General features: G+C 71.1%; 19 protein-coding genes and 1 pseudogene. 8 read left to right on the top strand and 12 right to left on the bottom strand.

The window, feature by feature from the left end; translation table 11 throughout:
• Window positions 1–63: 63 nt before the first annotated feature.
• Window positions 64–1,341: a sulfite oxidase gene (locus CW359_RS08545; RefSeq protein WP_105969164.1), complete on the bottom strand. Its 1,278-nt coding sequence runs from the start codon at window positions 1,339–1,341 to the stop codon at window positions 64–66.
• A 136-nt stretch (window positions 1,342–1,477) separates the two neighbouring features.
• Window positions 1,478–1,576 carry a putative leader peptide gene (locus CW359_RS47530; protein ID WP_408647463.1) on the bottom strand — a complete coding sequence of 33 codons (99 nt, stop codon included), beginning with the start codon at window positions 1,574–1,576 and terminating at the stop codon, window positions 1,478–1,480.
• Between the two features lie 161 nt (window positions 1,577–1,737).
• On the opposite strand from CW359_RS47530, the gene CW359_RS08540 reads away from it, so the two are divergent.
• Together CW359_RS08540 and CW359_RS08535 are read left to right on the top strand one after the other, a co-directional pair.
• The gene (locus tag CW359_RS08540) at window positions 1,738–2,775 is read left to right on the top strand and encodes an MDR family NADP-dependent oxidoreductase (RefSeq protein ID WP_105969163.1); all 1,038 of its coding nucleotides are present in this window, start codon (window positions 1,738–1,740) and stop codon (window positions 2,773–2,775) included.
• A gap of 57 nt (window positions 2,776–2,832) precedes the next feature.
• Window positions 2,833–3,204: a MerR family transcriptional regulator gene (locus CW359_RS08535; RefSeq protein ID WP_105969162.1), complete on the top strand. Its 372-nt coding sequence runs from the start codon at window positions 2,833–2,835 to the stop codon at window positions 3,202–3,204.
• Window positions 3,205–3,288: 84 nt separating this feature from the next.
• Here CW359_RS08535 and CW359_RS08530 read toward each other — a convergent pair whose 3' ends face one another.
• The 10 genes from CW359_RS08530 to CW359_RS08485 all read right to left on the bottom strand — a co-directional run bounded on the left by CW359_RS08530 (window position 3,289) and on the right by CW359_RS08485 (window position 13,543).
• Window positions 3,289–4,416 (bottom strand): LLM class flavin-dependent oxidoreductase, encoded by a 1,128-nt coding sequence (locus CW359_RS08530; RefSeq protein ID WP_105969161.1) that lies wholly within the window; start codon window positions 4,414–4,416, stop codon window positions 3,289–3,291.
• A gap of 14 nt (window positions 4,417–4,430) precedes the next feature.
• Window positions 4,431–5,558, bottom strand: a complete 1,128-nt coding sequence (locus CW359_RS08525) for an LLM class flavin-dependent oxidoreductase (RefSeq protein WP_105969160.1) — start codon at window positions 5,556–5,558, stop codon at window positions 4,431–4,433.
• A complete protein-coding gene (locus tag CW359_RS08520; RefSeq protein WP_105969159.1) occupies window positions 5,555–6,931 on the bottom strand; it encodes an NtaA/DmoA family FMN-dependent monooxygenase in 1,377 nt (458 codons plus the stop codon). Before CW359_RS08520 ends, CW359_RS08525 begins: the two co-directional genes overlap by 4 nt.
• A gap of 22 nt (window positions 6,932–6,953) precedes the next feature.
• On the bottom strand, window positions 6,954–8,159 hold the full coding sequence (locus CW359_RS08515; RefSeq protein ID WP_105969158.1) for an LLM class flavin-dependent oxidoreductase: 1,206 nt from the start codon (window positions 8,157–8,159) through the stop codon (window positions 6,954–6,956).
• A gap of 48 nt (window positions 8,160–8,207) precedes the next feature.
• Complete coding sequence (locus tag CW359_RS47525; RefSeq protein WP_408647467.1) at window positions 8,208–8,312, bottom strand: putative leader peptide; 105 nt, start codon at window positions 8,310–8,312, stop codon at window positions 8,208–8,210.
• Between the two features lie 110 nt (window positions 8,313–8,422).
• A complete protein-coding gene (locus tag CW359_RS08505) occupies window positions 8,423–9,160 on the bottom strand; it encodes a GNAT family N-acetyltransferase (RefSeq protein WP_105969156.1) in 738 nt (245 codons plus the stop codon).
• Window positions 9,161–9,269: 109 nt separating this feature from the next.
• A complete protein-coding gene (locus tag CW359_RS08500) occupies window positions 9,270–10,295 on the bottom strand; it encodes an ABC transporter substrate-binding protein (RefSeq protein ID WP_105969155.1) in 1,026 nt (341 codons plus the stop codon).
• A 101-nt stretch (window positions 10,296–10,396) separates the two neighbouring features.
• Window positions 10,397–11,182 (bottom strand): amino acid ABC transporter ATP-binding protein, encoded by a 786-nt coding sequence (locus CW359_RS08495; RefSeq protein ID WP_105969154.1) that lies wholly within the window; start codon window positions 11,180–11,182, stop codon window positions 10,397–10,399.
• Window positions 11,179–12,192 carry an amino acid ABC transporter permease gene (locus tag CW359_RS08490; RefSeq protein WP_105969153.1) on the bottom strand — a complete coding sequence of 338 codons (1,014 nt, stop codon included), beginning with the start codon at window positions 12,190–12,192 and terminating at the stop codon, window positions 11,179–11,181. The genes CW359_RS08495 and CW359_RS08490 overlap by 4 nt, the downstream gene beginning before the upstream one ends.
• 463 nt (window positions 12,193–12,655) lie before the next feature.
• Window positions 12,656–13,543, bottom strand: a complete 888-nt coding sequence (locus CW359_RS08485) for a sulfurtransferase (protein ID WP_105969152.1) — start codon at window positions 13,541–13,543, stop codon at window positions 12,656–12,658.
• Window positions 13,544–13,959: 416 nt separating this feature from the next.
• Between CW359_RS08485 and CW359_RS08480 the strand changes: the two genes are divergently transcribed.
• From CW359_RS08480 to CW359_RS08455, 6 genes and pseudogenes are all read left to right on the top strand, one after another.
• Complete coding sequence (locus CW359_RS08480) at window positions 13,960–14,907, top strand: ABC transporter substrate-binding protein (protein ID WP_105969151.1); 948 nt, start codon at window positions 13,960–13,962, stop codon at window positions 14,905–14,907.
• Window positions 14,908–15,036: 129 nt separating this feature from the next.
• Window positions 15,037–15,273 (top strand): annotated as a pseudogene (locus tag CW359_RS47520) (ABC transporter substrate-binding protein); the annotation flags it as partial.
• Window positions 15,274–15,292: 19 nt separating this feature from the next.
• Window positions 15,293–15,991, top strand: coding sequence for an ABC transporter permease (locus CW359_RS08470; RefSeq protein ID WP_232838294.1), 699 nt, complete (start codon window positions 15,293–15,295; stop codon window positions 15,989–15,991).
• Window positions 15,988–16,746 carry an ABC transporter ATP-binding protein gene (locus CW359_RS08465; protein ID WP_232838293.1) on the top strand — a complete coding sequence of 253 codons (759 nt, stop codon included), beginning with the start codon at window positions 15,988–15,990 and terminating at the stop codon, window positions 16,744–16,746. Before CW359_RS08470 ends, CW359_RS08465 begins: the two co-directional genes overlap by 4 nt.
• Window positions 16,743–17,834 carry a phosphotransferase enzyme family protein gene (locus CW359_RS08460; RefSeq protein ID WP_198655133.1) on the top strand — a complete coding sequence of 364 codons (1,092 nt, stop codon included), beginning with the start codon at window positions 16,743–16,745 and terminating at the stop codon, window positions 17,832–17,834. Before CW359_RS08465 ends, CW359_RS08460 begins: the two co-directional genes overlap by 4 nt.
• A gap of 5 nt (window positions 17,835–17,839) precedes the next feature.
• The gene (locus CW359_RS08455; protein WP_105969148.1) at window positions 17,840–18,346 is read left to right on the top strand and encodes a P-loop nucleotide/nucleoside kinase family protein; all 507 of its coding nucleotides are present in this window, start codon (window positions 17,840–17,842) and stop codon (window positions 18,344–18,346) included.
• The last annotated feature ends 21 nt before the right edge of the window (window positions 18,347–18,367 follow it).

Below are 18,367 nucleotides of genomic sequence, written 5' to 3'. Positions count from 1 at the left end.
CCCCAAAGGGGCGCGGGGAACTGCGCGACCAGCCACGAAGGCGCAGCACCCGACCGACAACCCCTACACGACACTCACCGGATGCCGGACCACCGCATCGAACAGGTACCCCTGCGTGTTCGGCACCGCCACATCCGGCTGCGTACGCCCCGCCGTATCCGTGGCCCGGGCCAGCAGGTGCGTGGCACCAGGTACGTCGGGCCGCCACCCAAGGGACCACCGCGTCCAGGTGGCCGCCCGAGGCCGATCGTGCAACCGAGCCGGACGCCAGTTCACCCCACCGTCGGTGCTGACATCGACCCGGGCGACGGCACCCGCACCCGACCACGACCGCCCGTGCAGCACATGCCTCTCCCCCGCCGCGAAGGTGGCCCCACTCGCCAGTTCGAAGGCGCTCTTCACGGTCTGCCGGGTGAGCGGCGCGCTGCCGCCCTCCGGGTAGGCGGAGCCGAACAGCCGGTAGAAGGCGGTGTTCCAGGGCGAGAACAGCGGCTGCGCGGACACCTCGATGTCGCCGACCCACTTGATCGACGCGATCCCGATCCAGGACGGCACCAGCACCCGCACCGGGTACCCGTGGTCGTACGGCAGCGGCTCGCCGTTCATCTCGTAAGCGAGCAGTACGTCGTCCAGCGCCTTGGCCAGCGGCAGCGGCCGACGCACCCGGCCCAGGCTCTCGCCGCCGCTGACGAACTCGGCGTCGAGACCGCGCGGTTGCACGTCGACGGCGTTCCGGGACAGTCCGGCCTTGCGCAGTACGTCGCCCAGCCGCACCCCGCGCCAGCGGGCGACGCCGATCGCGCCGAGGGTCCACGCGGTGCCGGTGACCGTCTGGCCCTGCTGGCTCGTGTAGAAGGAGCGGCCGTTCCCGGCGCACTCGACGAAGGCGGTACGGGTGACGGCGGGCAGGGCGCGCAGGTCGTCGTACCCGAACTCCACCGGCCGGTCCTCGCCGGGCGTGCCGCGCAGCCCGCTCCCCCACAGCCGCAGCCGCCATTCGTCGGCGTCGAGGACGGGGGTGGTGGTGTGGTTGCGGACGAAGAACAGTTCGTTGGGGGTGTGGTGGCCGGTGCCGCGCAGGGCCTCCCAGCGGGTCTCGGCGTTGGTGCCGCGCGGGATGAACCACTCGGGCGGCAACGGCTTGACGATCGGCGTGTCGGCGGCGTGGGCGGGTCGTGCGGTGCCGAGCGCGGTTCCGGCGGCGGTGGCGGCGAGCAGGCTGAGCAGTCGCCGGCGGGTGACCCCGTCGGCTCTGGCCTCACCGGCGAGCCATTGGCGGAGACGGCGCTGGTCGTAGTCGGCTTCGTCGTGGTGACCGGTGGGGGTACGGGAAGGCAGCATGGCGGTTCCTCGTCATGGGGGGGGCGGAACAGCTCGGCAGGGGTCGGCGCGCACCAGGGCCGGGGCAGGGGCGGCAGCCGTCGGTGCGGATGCCACGTACGCAACTGGCGTGTACTGAAGGGCGCTTGACGGAACGTCAGGAGGCGTGTGCGCAGCCGGTCATGGGACACAGCGCGGCGGCCACGCGGACGAGGTCCACGGCGCGGCGGCGGGTCAACGGCGCTGGCGACGGCATGCCCGGATGCAAACACGCGGGACGGACGGTGTCAACGGAGCCTTCGCGTCCCTTGCCCCTGACGTGCGGGTCAGGGGTTAGCGTCTGCGCGCCGACGGCCGGACCCGACCGGCCGTGACGGCACGCGCTCACGCCCTCAACCCCCGTACAGGAGCCCCGACATGGCCACATCCCTGCCGTCCACGACCCACGAGATCATGCTGACCGACGACCCCGCCGGGCTCCCCGGACCCGAGCACTTCACGCTCGCGGAGCGGCCGTTCCCCGTGCCCGGTCCAGGGCAAGTCGTCGTCCGCAACAGGTACTTCCTCGTCTTCCCCGGGCTGCGCACTCTCATCGGCGGACAGCCGGACGGCGTACCCCTGCCCCGGATCAACGTCGGCGACACGCTGTTCGGGCCCGCTGTCGGTGAGGTCGTGGTGGCCGCGCCCGGCGGTCCCTTCCGTCCGGGGGACATGGTCACGCACCTGCTCGGGTGGCGCGAGCACGCGCTGCTGGCGGCGGCCGACTGCGCTCCCCTGGACGACGCCCTGCCCGACCCGGTGGCCCAGCTGTCGTCGGGGTCGGCCGCCTACGGAGCACTCACCCGGCTCGCCCAAGTCCGGCCCGGGGAGACCGTGTTCGTCACGGGAGCGGCGGGAGGGGTCGGCACACTGGCGGGCCCTGTCGCCCGGCTCCTGGGCGCCGGCAGGGTCATCGGGAGCACGCGGTCGCCGGAGAAGGCCGAGCGACTACGGGCCGAACTGGGCTACGACGCCGTCGTGGTGCCGGGGCCCGGGCGCTCGGTGGACGAACAGCTCGCCAAGGCCGCGCCGGACGGCATCGACGTACTGCTGGACAACGTCGGCGGCGAGCAGCTGACGGCGGCTGTGCGCGCCGCGCGCAGGGGCGCCCGCTTCGTACTGATCGGCGCGCTGGCGGGGCAGTTGGCGCCGCAGGGGGACGGTGGCAGCGCGCTCGCTGAGATCGACACCTTCCGGCTCGTCAACCAGGGCGTCTCGCTGTACGGCTACAGCGGCCAGGACCATCCCGAGGTGACGGAGGAGTGGACCAGGCGCTTCGGGGGCTGGCTGCGCTCCGGCGAGATCACCTTCCCGCATGTGCGGGTCCCGGGCATGGAACGGGCGGCTCGGGCGTTGCAGGAACTGTTCGAGGGGCGGCACTTCGGGACCGTGGTCGTGGAGCTGCCGCCACGGTGACGGGTCGCGGCGCTCGCTCGCGGCGACGGGCGACGGGCGCTGGGATGCGGGGGCGGAATGCGGATCGGGGATGCGGCGGCAGCGGCGGGCACGACCCCACGGGCGCTGCGGTTCTACGAGGAGCGCGGTCTGCTGCCGCCCCCGCGCCGCACCGCCACCGGACAACGCGAGTACGGTCCCGACGAGGTGGCCCGCGTCCGCGTCATCCGGGAGCTGCTGGCGCTCGGGCTCACCGTGGAGGATCTGCGCGGCGTCGCCGACCGGATCGGCGTGCTGGTCGAGAACCCGCGCCGCCGGTGCGGGCCCCCGGACTCCGACATCCCCGGCTCCGGGGTGATCGACCGCAGGATCGCGGCCCTCGACGCCGAGATCGACCGGCTGACGCGGCTGCGCGCCGGCCTGGCGCAGCATTCGTACGAACAGTCGTGACGGGTCGGCCTGCCTTCGGCAGCGGGGCACCGGCGGTGATCGTCCCGTAGGACGACGCCCCGCCGGTGCCCCGCTTCCTCCCCGTTACCGCTTGCGCCACTCCTCGGCCAGCAGCTCGTACGACCGCACCCGGTCCGCATGGCCGTGGGTGATCGTGGTGATCAGCAACTCGTCGGCGCCGGTGGCCTCCTGGAGCTGTTCGAGCTGGTCGGCGACCTTGGCCGGGGAGCCGACGAACTGCGTGTCGACGCGGTCCTGGACCAGGGCCCGGTCCGCGTCGGACCACTCGTGGGCGCGGGCCTCATCGGGTGTGGGGAACTGGATCGCGCCCTCGGCGTTGCGGATGCTGCGGACCCAGAGGCCGTAGCCGGTGGCGAGTTCGCGGGCGGTCTCGTCGTCCTCGGCGACCACGACATCGGCGGACACGCTGACGTGCGGCTTGTCCAGGACGTCGGAGGGCTGGAACGCGGCGCGATAGCCCTCGGCCGCCTCCAGCACCGTGGCCGGACTGACGTGGTAGTTCGCCGCGAACCGCAGCCCGTTGCGGCCCGCGACCTCCGCGCTCTCACCGCCGCTGCTGCCCAGGATCCAGATCTCGACGTCGGCGCCCTCGCCGGGCACGACATGGGCCTCGACGCCGTCCGCGGTGCGGTACGTGCCCGCGAGCAGCGCCAGGACGTCGTCGATCTGCTCGCCGTACTCCTGCGACTCGGCGTTCGGCAGCAGGAGCAGCTTGCGCTGGAGGGCGACGCGCGGGGAGCCGAGCAGATGTTCGAAGGAGAACCGGGGCGGGATGCGCAGACCGTTGGGAGTACGGCCGTCGGTCACCGGGGTCGCGCCGGGCACCGGCGTCGCGGGTCCACCGGGCGGACGCCCACCGGAGCGGCCGAGGCCCAGGTCGAGTCGGCCCGGGTGCAGCGCGTCGATCAGGCCGAACTCCTCGACGGTGGACAGGGCCGTGCGGTGACCGAGTTGTACGGCGCCGGAGCCGAGCCGGATGGTCGAGGTCGCGGAGGCGGTCAGGGCGAGGACGACGGCGGGCGAGGTGCCCGCGACACCCGGGTTGAGGTGGTGCTCGGCGTACCAGTAGCGGGCGTACCCGAAGCTCTCGGCCTGTTGGGCCAGGTCGATGGAGTTGCGCAGCGCCTCGGTGGCGTTGGAGCCGGACGAGATCGGGATCAGGTCGAGGACGCCGAGCGGGATGTCGGACATGTACGGAGGACTCCTCAGCGATCGGCAGGCGCGGACTCGGATACGGACTCGGGCTCGGACCCTGGCTCGGATACGGACTCCGACTCGGCGAGGACCGGGGCCCAGGGGAACGGCGGGTCGGGGATCTCGCGGCGCAGCACGGGCGCGATGTCCGACTGGAAGAGTTCGAGCGAGTCCCGGTGCTGACGGTCCGTCAACCCGCTTGCGTCCGCGTGCAGATGCAGCACGGTGTGCCCGAACTGCTCGTGGTAGCGGTGCACCTTCTCGATGACCTGCTGAGGGCTGCCGATCAGCGCGGAACTGCGCTCAACGAAGTCCTCCAGGGTCGGGAACACCGGCTCCAGACCCAGCCGCTTCTGGAAGGCCAGGTTGCCCTCGAACACGGGCCGGTAGGCCGCGATCGCCTCCTGGGAGGTAGGGGCCGTGTAGAGACCCGCAGTCCCGGCGCCGATCGCGATGGCGGCCGGATCGTGGCCGTAGTGCTCCCAGCGCTCACGGTAGTAACGGATCAACTCGGCATAGGGCTCAATGGGGTTGGTGACGTTGGCGGAGAAGAGCGGGTCGCCGTAGCGGGCGGCCAGGTCGACCGACTCCTTGCTGGTGGCGCTGCCGTGCCAGACCCGGACCGGCTGCTGGAAGGGGCGGGGCCAGACCTCCGCGTCCTTGAGTTCCGGGCGGAAACGGGTCTGGGCGGTCACCTTGTCCTGGCGCCAGATCTGCCGGAACACCTCGTAGCTCTCGGCGTTGCGGTCCCACTGGTCGTCGGGGGTGACGTGGAACAGGTCCCGCTGGGCGGCCCCGTTCCCCTTGCCGATGATCAGTTCGAGGCGTCCGCCGGAGAGATGGTCGAGGGTCGCGTAGTCCTCGTAGGCCCGCACCGGGTCGAGGAGGCTGAGCGTGGTGACGGCCGTGAACAGCCGGATCCGGGAGGTGAGGGCGGCGATGTGGCTGAGGACGACGGGCGGCGAGGAGGAGATGAAGGGCCGCTCGTGCCGCTCCCCGACACCGAAGCCGTCGAAGCCCAACTCCTCGGCGAGCAGAGCGTTGTCGAGCACCTCGCGGAACCGGTCCTGAGTGGATTTCCGCACGCCCGTCACCGGATGCGGGGCGTGCACGATCAGGGTGATGGCCAGGAACTTCATGACGCCGCCCGTTCCCCTGCCTTGACGGTGTCGGGGTGGGCGAGGCCGAGGCGGTCGCGGAGGGTGGTGCCCTCGTATTCGGTGCGGTAGACGCCGCGCTCCTGGAGGAGGGGGACGACGGTGTCGGCGAAGGTGTCCAGCCCGCCGGGCGTGATGTGCGGGGCAAGGATGAAGCCGTCGCTGGCATCCGCCTGGACGTAGTCGTTGATCGTGGCGGCGACCGTGGCCGGAGTGCCCACGAAGTTCTGCCGGTTGCCCGTCTCGATCACCAGGTCCCGGATGGACCAGTTGTTGGCCTCGGCACGCTCCCGCCACTCACGGGCGGTCGCCAGCGGGTCGCGATACATGCGCACCTGCGCCCGGCCCCGCGAGACCGTGTGCTCACCCAGGTCGGGGTCGATGTCGGGGAGTGGTCCATCAGGGTCGTAGCCGGACAGGTCACGGTTCCAGACAAACTCCAGGTGCTTGATCGCGGTCGCCCCGCTGACCTGCTGGCGACGCACCTCCCGGGCCAGTTCCTCCGCCTCCGCGTCCGTCTCACCCAGGACGAAGGTGGCAGCGGGCAGGATCAGCAGTTCCTGCGGCTCACGGCCGTACTTGGCGAGGCGGCCCTTGACGTCCGTGTAGAACTCCTGGCCCTCCTTGAGCGTGGCGTACCGGCTGAAGATGGCGTCGGCGGTGGAGGCGGCGAACTCGCGGCCCTCGTCGGAGTCACCCGCCTGGAAGATCACCGGCCGGCCCTGCGGCGAGCGGGGAACGTTGAACTGGCCCTCGATGTCGAAATGCTGCCCTGAGTGGACGAAGGCGCCCGCCTTCGCGTCCCGCAGGAAGGTGCCGGTCTGCCGGTCGGCGAGGATCTCGTCCCCGCGCCAGGAGTCGAACAGTTCGCTCGTGGTCTGCAGGAACTCCTTCGCCCGCGAGTACCGCTCGTCCTGCGGCAGAAACCCGCCCCGCCGGAAGTTCTCCCCCGTGAACGCGTCCCAGGACGTGACCACGTTCCACGCCGCCCGCCCGTCGGACAGATGATCCAGACTCGCGAACTGCCGGGCCACCTCGTACGGCTCGTTGAACGTCGAGTTGATCGTCCCGGTCAGGCCGAGGTGCTCGGTGACGGCCGCGAGCGCGGTCAGGATCGTGAAGGTGTCGGGGCGGCCGACGACGTCCAAGTCGTAGATCTTCCCGCCCTGTTCCCGCAACCTGAGCCCCTCGGCCAGGAACAGGAAGTCGAACTTCGCCCGCTCCGCCGTCTGCGCGAAGTGGACGAAGGAGCTGAACTCGATGTGGCTGCCGGCCTTGGGGTCGCTCCACACGGTGGTGTTGTTGACACCGGGGAAGTGCGCGGCCAGGTGGACCTGCTTCAGCGGCTTGCTCATGATCTCGGAGAATCCTTCCCGCTCAGACAGCGGCATAGCGGTTGGCGGGACGGGACAGCCCCAGCAGCCCACGCAAGGTGTCGGCCTCGTACGACTGCCGGAACACACCCCGACGCTGAAGCTCGGGAACCAACTTCTGCGTGATCGCCGGGAGATCGTGCCCGGCGACAGCAGGCCGCAGCCGGAAGCCGGACAGCCCGGCCGACGCCAACTCCTCCAGCAGATCGGCGAGTTGAGCGGCCGTACCAGCGAAGATCAGGGCATCGCTCTTGTACTCGTACCCGGCCAGCCCATCCAGGCGCTCCCGCCGGGCCACAGCCTCCGCAGGATCGTCGTCCAGGAAGACGACCAAGTCACCGAAGACATGCACCAGTTCATCGCCACGCCCAGCCGACACCTGCTCACCGCGGACCTCCGCGACAATCGCACGCGCCTGGCCGGCGTCGAAAGGCGTCACGTACCCGACATCGGCCGCGCGGCCCACCAGCCGGTACGGAATGGTCTCGTGAGCCAGTGCCGTCACGACCGGCTGGCCCTGCGGCGGGCGCGGGGTGATCGAGGGGCCCTTCACACGGAAGTGCGGGCCCTCGAAGTCGATGTAGTGCAGCTTCTCCCGGTCGATGAAACGCCCCGTCGCCGCATCCCGGATCTCCGCGTCGTCCTCCCAGCTGTCCCACAACCGACGCACCACCTCCACGTAATCAGCCGCCTCGTCGAAGAGGTCACCGACCACTTCTTGCACTGCGGGTGTGCCGTAGTCCTCCAAGCGGAACGGCGGGAAGGTGCGGCGGCCGAAGTGGGCGGCCTCGTTCTGGCGGGCGCTGATCTGGACGCGGAGGCCCGCCCGCCCACTGCTCACGTAGTCGAGCGTCGCGATGGCCTTCGACAGATGGAACGGCTCGGTGTGCGTGGTGACGGCCGTCGGCACGATGCCTATGTGCCGGGTCAGCGGAGCCACCCTCGCGGCAATGAGAACCGCGTCCAGGCGGCCCCGGACCTGGTCGGCGCGGCCGTCCGGTTCGGTGAGGGACGAGGACTGGAGGCCCAGGCCGTCCTCGATGGTGACGAAGTCGAGCAGGCCGCGCTCGGCCTCGGCGACCAGGTCGGCCCAGTAGCGGGCGGTGAACAACTCCCCCGGCCGGGCGATGGGCTCACGCCAGGCCGCGGGGTGCCAGCCGGCGCCGTCCAGGGCGACGGCGAGATGCAGTGGAGAAAGTGACGAGGACACGAAGATGACGCCTTCCTGAGCGACCGTACGAAAGAGCGAGACAGCAGGTCAGGAACGACAGAGCGCGCCCGCGACGCGCAGCAGGTCGATGTGCCGCCGTGAGAACAGCCTCGGGTGGCGGGGTGGGGCGGGATGCACGGCGCAGTGGCTCATGTGCTTCGCCTCCGCCCTTTCCGGCCCGGTGCGTCCGGGGTTCGTGTCGGTCTGACGGTCGTGGGCCTCGTAGAGGTGCCGGTCTCCCGTCAGCGGGCACAACAGCACCGCTATGCCGTTTCTTCCGGGCGGGCGCCCGGCGTGCGCACCAGTGCGAAGCGGGTCCGGCGGCGCAGGGTGAAGCCGATCGACTCGTAGAGCCGGATGGCGTTGGTGTTGTTCGCCGCCGCGTGGAGGAAGGGGGTGTCGCCGCGTTCTCTGATGCCCGCCGCGACCGCGCGGACCAGGCGGGTGGCCAGGCCCCGGCCTCGGTGGTCAGGGTGGGTGCAGACGGCGCTGATCTCGGTCCAGCCCGGTGGGTGCAGGCGTTCGCCGGCCAGGGCGATCAGTCGGCCGCCGTCCCGGATTCCGAGGTAGGTGCCGAGGGCGACGGTCCGGGGCAGGAAGGGGCCGGGCTGGGTGAGGGCGATCAGGTCGAGGATCTCGGGTACGTCGTCGGGGCCGAGCCGTACGGCTTCGGGTGCGGGTTCGGCGTACAGCGAGGTGTCGACCAACTGGACGCCGTCGCCGGTCTGTTCGACCTCCCAGCCGTCGGGGACGGACTGGAACGCGGTGACCGGGGTGACGGTGTCGGGTCCCACCAGTGCGGCCAGGTCGTCCCAGGCGCGGGGGTCGGTGGGGTCCTCAAGTGCGGCGAACGGGGAAACGTCGGTCGGGTAGCGGGCGGCCCGGCCGACGCGTTCGGCGAGGTGCGCGTGCGGGCCCGTCAGCGCTGCCCAGGCGGCGTTGTCGAGGATGTGCGGTTCCGTCGGGCTCGGGGACGTGGCGTGGTGGACGCTGGTGGACATGTCGGTGCGAGTCTCCGTATCTGGAACGCGTATCCGGAACGTGGTCGGGCACGGCCGGGACTCCGCCGTGACACGGCGGAGTCCCTGGGACGGGTGGGGCGGGTGCGGGTCAGGAGTTGTCGAGGGGCAGCCCGGGCGGGTTGACCTGGGAGGTGGGGACGGCCTCGTTGGAGAGGTTCCAGGCGGCGAGCCACTTGGCGTACTGGCCGTTCTCGATCAGGTAGTTGATCGCCGCGGCGACCGGCTTGGCCAGGCCGCTGTCCTTCTTCGCGGTGGCCGCGATCAGGCCCTGGAGCGACGCTCCCGCGCCGGAGAACTTGCCCGCGTTGCGGGTCGGGTTGGGCGTCTTGGCGACCTGGGTGACGTGGTACGCGATGCCGGGGTTGGGGCCGAAGTAGGAGTCGATCTTCCCGCTGGACAGGGCCAGGTAGAGGCTGTTGTTGTCCTGGAAGTACTTGACGTTGAGCTTCTTGCCCTCCTTCTCCAGCTTCGCCTTCCACTCCAGGAGGATCTTCTCCTGGTTGGTGCCGGCGCCGACGGAGACGGTCTGGCCCGCGAGGTTCTCGTAGTTGCCGTCGAAGTTCCAGGTGCTCTTGTTCAGCACCTCGAAGGCGAGGTTGTCCTCGCGGTAGGAGGCGAACTCGTACTTCTTCTTGCGCTCCTCGGTGTCGGTGACGTTGGAGAACGCCACGTCGACCTTGCCGCTGTCGATCCCGACGAACAGGTTCTCCCAGGTCGAGTTCTTCACCTCGGGCTTCAGCCCGAGCACCGCGGCGACCAGTCGGCCGAGGTCGGGCTCGGCGCCAGTGAGGGTCTTCTGGTCGTCGCCGACGTACGCCAGCGGCGGGAAGCCCGCCGGGAGCGCGCCGACGCCGATGACCAGCTTGCCGCTGTCGGCGACCGACTTGGGCAGCTCGGCGCTGATCGACTTGACCTCGGCGACCTTCAACTCGGCTTCCTTGGCAGCGCCGTTGGAGAGGGCGCCGACGGTGACCGTGCCGGTCGACACGCTGTCGGTCCTGGTCGCCGCGTCGCTGTCCCCGCCGCACGCGGCGAGCCCGCCCGCGAGGGAGGCGACGGCCGCGGACGCGGTCACACCGCGGAGGATTCTGCTGCGGAGGCTGAGGGTGCGCATGGGGTGTCCTTGTGTCCTTGTGTCGGTTGTGCGGTGAGGGTGTGGGGGGGGCGGTCCGGGGCCGGACCGCGTGCTTGGGGAGTTCGGACGGCTCTGGTGGTTCAGAGGACCTTGCTCAGGAAGTCCTTGGTCCGCTCCTGCTTGGGGTGGTCCAACACCTCGGCGGGCGGGCCCTGTTCGACGATCCGGCCGTCGTCCATGAAGACCACCCGGTCGGCGATCTCCCGGGCGAAGCCGATCTCGTGGGTGACGATGACGAGGGTGGTGCCGCTGCCCGCCAGGTCCTTGATGACGGCCAGCACCTCGCCGACCAGTTCGGGGTCGAGGGCGGACGTCGGTTCGTCGAAGAGGATGACGCCGGGGCGCAGGGCGAGGGCCCGGGCGATGGCGACGCGCTGCTGCTGGCCGCCGGACAACTGCCGTGGGTAGGCGGCCACTTTGTCGGCCAGGCCGACGCGGCCGAGGAGTTCCCGGGCGAGTTCGAGGGCCTGCGCCTTGCCGAGTTTGCCGGTCGCGACGGGGGCGGCGGCCACGTTGTCGAGCACGGTCAGGTGCGGGAAGAGGTTGAAGTTCTGGAAGACGAAGCCGATGCGGCTGCGCTGGGTGAGGATCACCCGCTCGCTCAGTTCCTTCAGGCGGTCGCCGTGCCGGCGTACGCCGATCAGCTCGCCGTTGAGGCTGACGTGCCCGATCTCGGGCTTCTCCAGGTGGTTGATCACCCTGAGCAGGGTGGACTTGCCGGAGCCGGACGGGCCGAGGATCACGGTGACCTCGCCGGGCCGCACGGTGAGGTCGACGCCGTTCAGGACCCGGTGGGCGCCGTACCACTTGTGCACGTCGTGCACCTCCACGGTGGCGGCCGTGTCGTCGAGCGTTCCGGCGGTCATACGGCGGCCTCCTTGCGGATGCGGGCACGGAGGTCGGTGACCCCGGCCCGGAGCTTCTGCAGCGGGGTCGGCGGCAGGGTGCGGGTGGCGCCCCGGGCGTAGTACCGCTCGACGTAGAACTGGACGACGGAGACGACGCTGGTGAGGATCAGGTACCAGACGGTGGCGACGAGCAGGAGCGGCACGATGTCGCCGGGGTAGGTGCTGCCCATGCTCTGCACGCTGCCGAAGAGGTCCAGCAGGGACACGTAGAAGACCAGGGAGGTGCCCTTGATCAGGCCGATCAGCTGGTTGACGTAGTTCGGGGTGATGGAGCGCAGCGCCTGCGGGAAGACGATCTTCGCGAACTGGTAGCGCTTCGGCAGGCCGAGTGCCGAGGCCGCCTCGTGCTGGCCCTGGTCGACGGAGAGGATGCCGCCGCGGACGACCTCCGCCGCGTAGGCCGCTTCGTTGAGGCTGAGGCCGATGACGGCGACGACCATGTCGGTGGCCAGGCGTGACTCGTCGAAGGTGAAGAAGGCCGGGCCGAAGGGGATGCCCAGGCTCAACGTCGCGTACAGCGCGCTGAAGTTGTAGAGGAAGAGCAGGACGACGATGAGCGGGACCGAGCGGAACAGCCAGATGTAGACCCAGCTCACCGCGCGCAGCACCGGGCTCCTGGAGAGCCGGGCCAGGGCGAGCAGGATGCCGCCGACCAGGCCCAACACCGCGCTGTAGAGGGTCACTTCGAGGGTGATGAGCAGACCGTCGAGGATCGTCGGGCGCAGGAACCAGTACCCGAACCGGTCCCACTGGTAGAACGGGTTGGTCGCCAGCCCATGGATGATCTGGGCGACCACCACGAGTACGACGGCCGTGGCGATCCAGCGGCCGGGGCGCCGGATCGGCAGCACCCGCTGCGCGGCCAGGGGTTTCTGGTCGGCGGGGGCGGCGGGGTCGTCGGGGCGGGGTATCGCCTCGGCGGGCGGCGCCTGTTCGGCGGACACGGCGACGCCGGGAGATTCGCTCATGGAGGGCTCCAGCTGTTTCGGACACCCAGAACCGCGGGGGCGGCAGCACCGCGCCGCCCGGACGCGGCTCGGCACGAGACGACGCACGGGGTGGTACGCGGAACGGAGGCTGGGCGGGGAGAGGGCACACCGCGAGAGCGGTGGTCGTCAGAGACGAGGTGGGTCGTCAGAGACTCAGAAAGCCGTCAGCCTCGACAGAGAGTGCGGCAAGTGGCCGTACAGAGCGCACTGTTGACGCGCAGCAGGTCGACGGAGCGGTTCGTGCACAGCAGAAGGCGGCCGAGGCGCCGCGGTGCGGCCGTCCCGTCAGCTGCGTTCATCGCTGTCACCATCACTTCTCCGGCCCCGGGGCTGCCCCTGGGCATCTTGGTCTGCGCCGCAAGTTAGGCATGTCCCGACAAAGCTTGTCAATGCAAGTGACCATCAGGTGAGACGGTCAACTGCCCCTCCCCGCCTGCCGGAGTCACCCGCCCGTGGTGACCGGACGGGACGGATCCTGCGTCCATTCCTCCAGCGAACCGTCGTACAGGGTGACGTCGTCGCGACCCAGGAGCGTAAGGGCGAGGGCCGTTCCGGCGGCCGAGATGCCGCCGCCGCAGTAGAGGACCACGGGCGACCCTGCGTCCTGAAGAGCGGCTCCCACCTGCGCGGACAGTTCGGCGGCGGGCAGGAAGCGGCCCGTGCCGTCGAGGAGGCCGCGTCCGGGCAGGCTGAGGCTGCCGGGGATGTGACCGCGACGGCTGTAGCGGGTGACGGCGGACCCGTCGAAACCGCCGGGCGGCAGCGCGCACACCAGCACACCGGGGCGTTCGCCACGGTGAACGGCCTCCACCTCGCGAAGGCTTGTCCACATTTCGGGACGGGGTACGGGTGTGAGGTGCGCCGCACCCGGAACGGCACCGGTGTCGTCGTCGCCGTGGGCGACCGGACGGCCGCCCGCTTCCCAGGCCTGCCAGCCGCCGTCCAGGACGGCCGCCGGTACGGAGATCGACCGCAGCATCCACCACAGCCGGGCCGCCCAGATGCCGCCGCCGTTGTCGTAGACGACGACTTCCGAGCCGTCGCGCACGCCGAGCCGTTGGAGGGCGGCGGCGAGTGCCCCGGGGGCGGGGACGGCGAAGTGGTACGGCGCGTCGTGGTCCGAGAGGTCGCCCGTGAGGTCGGCGTGGCGCGAGCCCGGGATGTGCCGCTCGGCCCATCCGGCCCGGCCACTGGCGGAGCGGTGATCACCGTCGTGGCGGGGCGAGGGCAGCAGGGTGGTGGCGTCGAGGACGACCAGCCGAGGGTCGTCCAGCCGGGCCGCGAGCCAGGTGTCGTCCACCAGCGGGCCGGGGAGCAGGGGGTCGGTCATGGCGGGGATGCTAACCCGGGGCACGTCCGCCGGGGCATCTGAGCTGCGGCTTCTCAACTCATGAACATGGACGTCCCACATTTTGGAATCCGTTTGCACAGCATCGGTTGCCCGGGGTTATGGTTTCGGCCATCTACGCGGGAGCCCCTACCCGGTTGGGCTGAGAGGGCGTCTGGGATTCGTGTCGGCGCTGGCCGGCCGGGTCCCCATGGGGACGCCGACCGCAACACTTGAGCCTCTGTGCCCGCGTAGGAGTACCGCATGTTTTCAGCAGTCGAGCAGCAGTGTCCCCCGGCGTCCGTCGCGGCGACCCGCTCCTGTTGTTGACCCAGGCCGGCCCTCCTCCCCCCTTCTTTCTCCCTCCCTGCTCTCTCCACCGGGCTCGCGCGCCTGTGTGCCGTATGCGGAGTACCTCCATGTCGCACGTCCGAGTCATGCTCGACTACTTCCACCCCTGGCCGAATTCAGCCGGTTTGTACGTTGCCCGTGAGCGCGGCTGGTACCGCGAGGCGGGCCTGGACGTGGAACTCGCCGTCCAGGACCCGGGACGCGGCGACACCCTGGAGTATCTGACCCGGGGCGAGGTGGACTTCGGTCTCTTCCCGCCGAACCGGCTGCTCGCGCGCCGTGCCGCCGACGCCCAGCCGCTGATCGCCGTCGCAGCCGTCAACCACCGTGCCCTGGAGGCGATCCAGACCGCCCGGTCGACCGGCATCGCCCGCCCCCGCGATCTGGCGGGCCGCCGTCTCGCCTACAACCCGACCCCGCGCGGCCGGGCCATGGTCCGGCATCTCGTCGCGGCCGACGGCGGTGACCCGGACGCGGTGATCACCGTGGACGCGGGCTACCGCGAACTCACCGTGGACGACATCGCGGCCGGTGAGGCAGACGCCGCCTTCGGCACCTACTGGTCCTGGGACGCCCTGCGCGGCGACCTGCCCGAGGAGCAGCGGCTGACCTGGCCGGTCGACGAGATCGGCGCCCCCCGCTACCACAGCTACCTCCTCGGCACGAGCGAGTCCTTCGCCGCCGCCCACCCCGAGCTGGTGCGCGCCTTCCTGGCCGCCACGGCCCGTGGCTACGCCGCCGCCGCTGCCGAACAGGCCGACACCCGCGCCCTGTTGGAGCGCGTGATCCCCTACTTCTCCCGCCCGCTGATCGCCCGCTCGCTCGCCCTGGTCGCCCCGACCTGGACCGGTCCCGACGGCCGCTGGGGCGTGATCGACGAGAACCGGATGGGCCCCTACGCCGACTGGCTCGCCCGGCACGGCGCGATAGCGCACACCCGCGGCTGGCAGGCCTCGTACACGAACGAGTTCCTCGCCGCAGCCCCCGTGCGCACAACCGCGGTGAGCGCCAAGTGACCTGCCAGGCAAGGGAACTGACGAGGCGTATGGCGGTGGACCTGATGCGGGTCAGCAGCGCGCTGTGTCGGGCGTGAGGAACGCACCCCCGCTCCCTCCCCCGCCGCTCGCGCACCCTCCGAGGAACCCATGAGATCCCGTACGACCGTCCTGCTCTCCCTGGCCACCGCCGCCGTCCTCACCGCGACGGCGACCGGTTGCGCCGCCGAGGACTCCACGTCCGCCGCCGCCGCGAACGGCACCACCGAGGTCACCCTCGCCCTCGACTGGACGCCCAACACCAACCACACCGGTATCTATGTCGCCCAGCAGAAGGGCTGGTTCAAGGATGCCGGGATCGATCTCAAGATCGTGCCGTACGGGTCGACCGCGCCCGAGACGCTACGTGACCGCGGCCGGCGTCGACCCGACGGTGCTGCCCAGTCCCGGCCGCGTGCTGTCCGAGGGCTGGGCGAACCGTACCGACTTGTGGGACCAGACGCTGCCCACCCTCCAGGAGACGCTGCTCGGCTTCGCGCTCTCCTTCACCGCCGCCTGGCTGGTGGCGGTGGTCCTGGACTTCTCGGCCGTGGCCCGCCGGGGCCTGTACCCGCTCCTGGTGGCCTCGCAGACGATCCCGATCGTCGCCGTCGCACCGCTGCTGATCATCTGGTTCGGCTTCGGGCTGCTGCCGAAGATGCTCGTGGTCACCCTGACGACCTTCTTCCCGCTCGCGGCGAACTTGGCGGCGGGCTTCGCCGCGACCGACCGCGACGCGATGCGGCTGCTGCGCTCACTGGGCACCGGCCGCTGGCGCACCTTCCGCCTCGTCCGGGTGCCGACCGCGCTCCCCCACTTCTTCACCGGGCTGCGGGTGAGCATCACGTACGCCGTCGTGGGCGCGGTCTTCGCCGAGTACGCGGGGGCGGAGAAAGGCCTCGGCATCTATATGCAGGCGCAGAAGAGCGCGTTCCGCACGGACCTCGTCTTCGCGGCGGTCGCGGTGACGGCGCTGCTGAGCGTGGCCCTGTTCGGGGCGACGTATCTGCTCCAACGGCTCGTCCTGCCCTGGGAACGGGCCCTGGCGAAGGAGGACCGGTCGTGAGCCTCGAAGTGCGCGGCGCGGGAAAGGCGTTCGGGACGCTCGACGTACTCCGCGACCTCGAACTGACCGTCCAACCGGGCGAGTTCGCGGCCGTTATCGGCCCGAGCGGCAGTGGCAAGAGCACCCTGTTCAATCTCATCTCCGGTCTGGACACACCGACTTCGGGCGAGGTGCTGGTCGAGGGCGAGCCCGCGTCCGTCGCCTCGGGCAAGGTCGCGTACATGCCGCAGAAGGACCTGCTGTTCCCCTGGCGGACCGTGCTGGACAACACGGCGCTGGGACTTGAGGCACAGGGCGTACGGAAGCGGGAGGCACGGCGGAGGGCGGGCGAACTCTTCGGCGCCTTCGGGCTCGACGGTTTCCAGTCCTCGTACCCCTTCCAGCTCAGCGGCGGTATGCGCCAGCGGGCGGCGCTGCTGCGCACGGTCGTCCTTGACCGGCCGGTGCTGCTGCTCGACGAGCCGTTCGGGGCGCTCGACTCGCTGACGCGCACGGAGATGCAGCTGTGGCTGGCCGACATGTGGCAGCGCTACCGCTGGACCGTCGTCCTGGTCACGCACGACATCCGCGAGGCCGTCCTGCTCGCCGACACCGTGCACGTGCTGTCGCCCCGCCCGGCCACGGTGGTCGAGCGGGTCGAGGTCCCGCGCTCCGGGCCACGCGGTCTGGACGCCCTGGCCGACCCGGAGTTCGCGGCCACCGAACGCCGGGTCCTCGACGCCCTGCGCGGCACAACTCCGGTGCGTGTCCAGTGAGTTCGCATCTCGCCCACGGCATGGGCACCGAACCGGTCGAGCCCGACTGGCCGCCGCTCACCGAGGCCGAGGTCGTCCAAGTCGTCGGTCCCGCGCGGGTGGTGTGGCGCAGTCCGCGTCCGCTCTCGGCGGCGGCCGTCGTCGAGCGCGCAGGGCGCCGGCTGTTCGTGAAGCGGCACCACCGCTCCGTACGCACCCCCGAGGGGCTGGCCGAGGAGCACGCCTTCCTGCGGCATCTGCGTGAGCGCGGGGCGCCGGTGGTGGAGGTGCTGGACGTCGTGAGCCGGGAGGAGTGGGTGTACGAGGTCCACTCGGCCGGTGCCGGCACGGATCTGTACCGGGACGCGCTGTCCTGGTCGCCGTTCCGGTCCCGTACCCACGCGCGGGCCTCAGGCGCGGCGCTGGCCCGGCTGCATCTGGCGGCGGAGGGCCTCGACGCCCCGCGCCGCGCCCCGCAGCCCCTCGTGGCCTCGTTCACGGTCTTCGCGGCCGAGGACGCGTTCGCCGCGCTCGAACGGTACGTAGCCGAGCGGCCGTTGCTGGCCGAGGCGCTCACGGACCTCCCCTGGCGGGCGGACGCCCGACGGGTCCTCCTGCCCCTGCACGAGCGGCTGGCCCCACACCTCCCCCACCTCCAACCGCTCTGGACGCACAACGACTGGCACGCCTCGAACCTGCTGTGGGACACCGCCGGTGAGGTCTCGACCGTGCTCGACTTCGGCATGAGCGACCGCACGACCGCCGTGCACGACGTGGCCACGGCCATCGAACGCAACGCCGTCCAGTGGCTGGAGCCCGGCTTCCCGGTGCGCGAGCAGGACGTCGACGCGCTCCTCGACGGCTACGAGTCCGAACGCCCGCTCAGCGCAGCCGAGTCGGCTGCCCTGCCCGAACTGCTCCCCTTGGTACACGCGGAGTTCGCGCTGTCCGAGCTGGGCTACTTCCACGGCATCACCGGTTCCGCGCCCAACGCCCGGCTGGCGTACGAGTATCTGGTCGGCCACGCCGAGTGGTTCGCGGGGGAGACCGGCCTGCGCCTCCTCGACCGGCTGCGCCGCCGTACGCCGACGGCGGTTCCGACAGAATGAGCGGGATGCTGATCATCGTCGGCGGGCTGCCCGCCACCGGCAAGACCACACTCTCGCGCCTCCTCGCCGCCCGGTTCGGCGGGATCCATCTGCGGGTCGACACCATCGAACAGGCCATCGTCGGCTCCGGCCTGGCGCAACACCCCATCGGGCCCGCCGGGTACGCCGTCGGGTACGCCCTGGCCGAGGAGCACCTCAGGCAGGGGCTGACCGTGGTCGCCGAGTCGGTGAACCCGCTCGCCGTCACCCGCGACAGCTGGCGGGACGTGGGGGTCCGGGCGGGAGTCGTCGTCGCCGAGGTGGAGGTCGTCTGCTCGGACCCGGTGGAGCACCGGCGCCGTGTGACCTCCCGTTCGGTCGACATCCCCGGCCTGCCGCTGCCCGACTGGCAGCAGATCGCGGACCGCCCGTACGAGCCGTGGGACCGCCCGCGCCTCGTCGTCGACACCGCCGGACAGCAGCCGCAGGAGTCGCTGGCCTCGCTGCTCGGCCGCCTCCCCGGGGACGGTTGACCCTTGCCGACGCCCGCTGTC

The organism is Streptomyces geranii (assembly GCF_002954775.1).
In the GTDB taxonomy this organism is placed as follows: domain Bacteria; phylum Actinomycetota; class Actinomycetes; order Streptomycetales; family Streptomycetaceae; genus Streptomyces; species Streptomyces geranii.
Note: the sequence above shows the minus strand (reverse complement) of the source record. Positions and strands in the feature narration are given on the sequence as shown.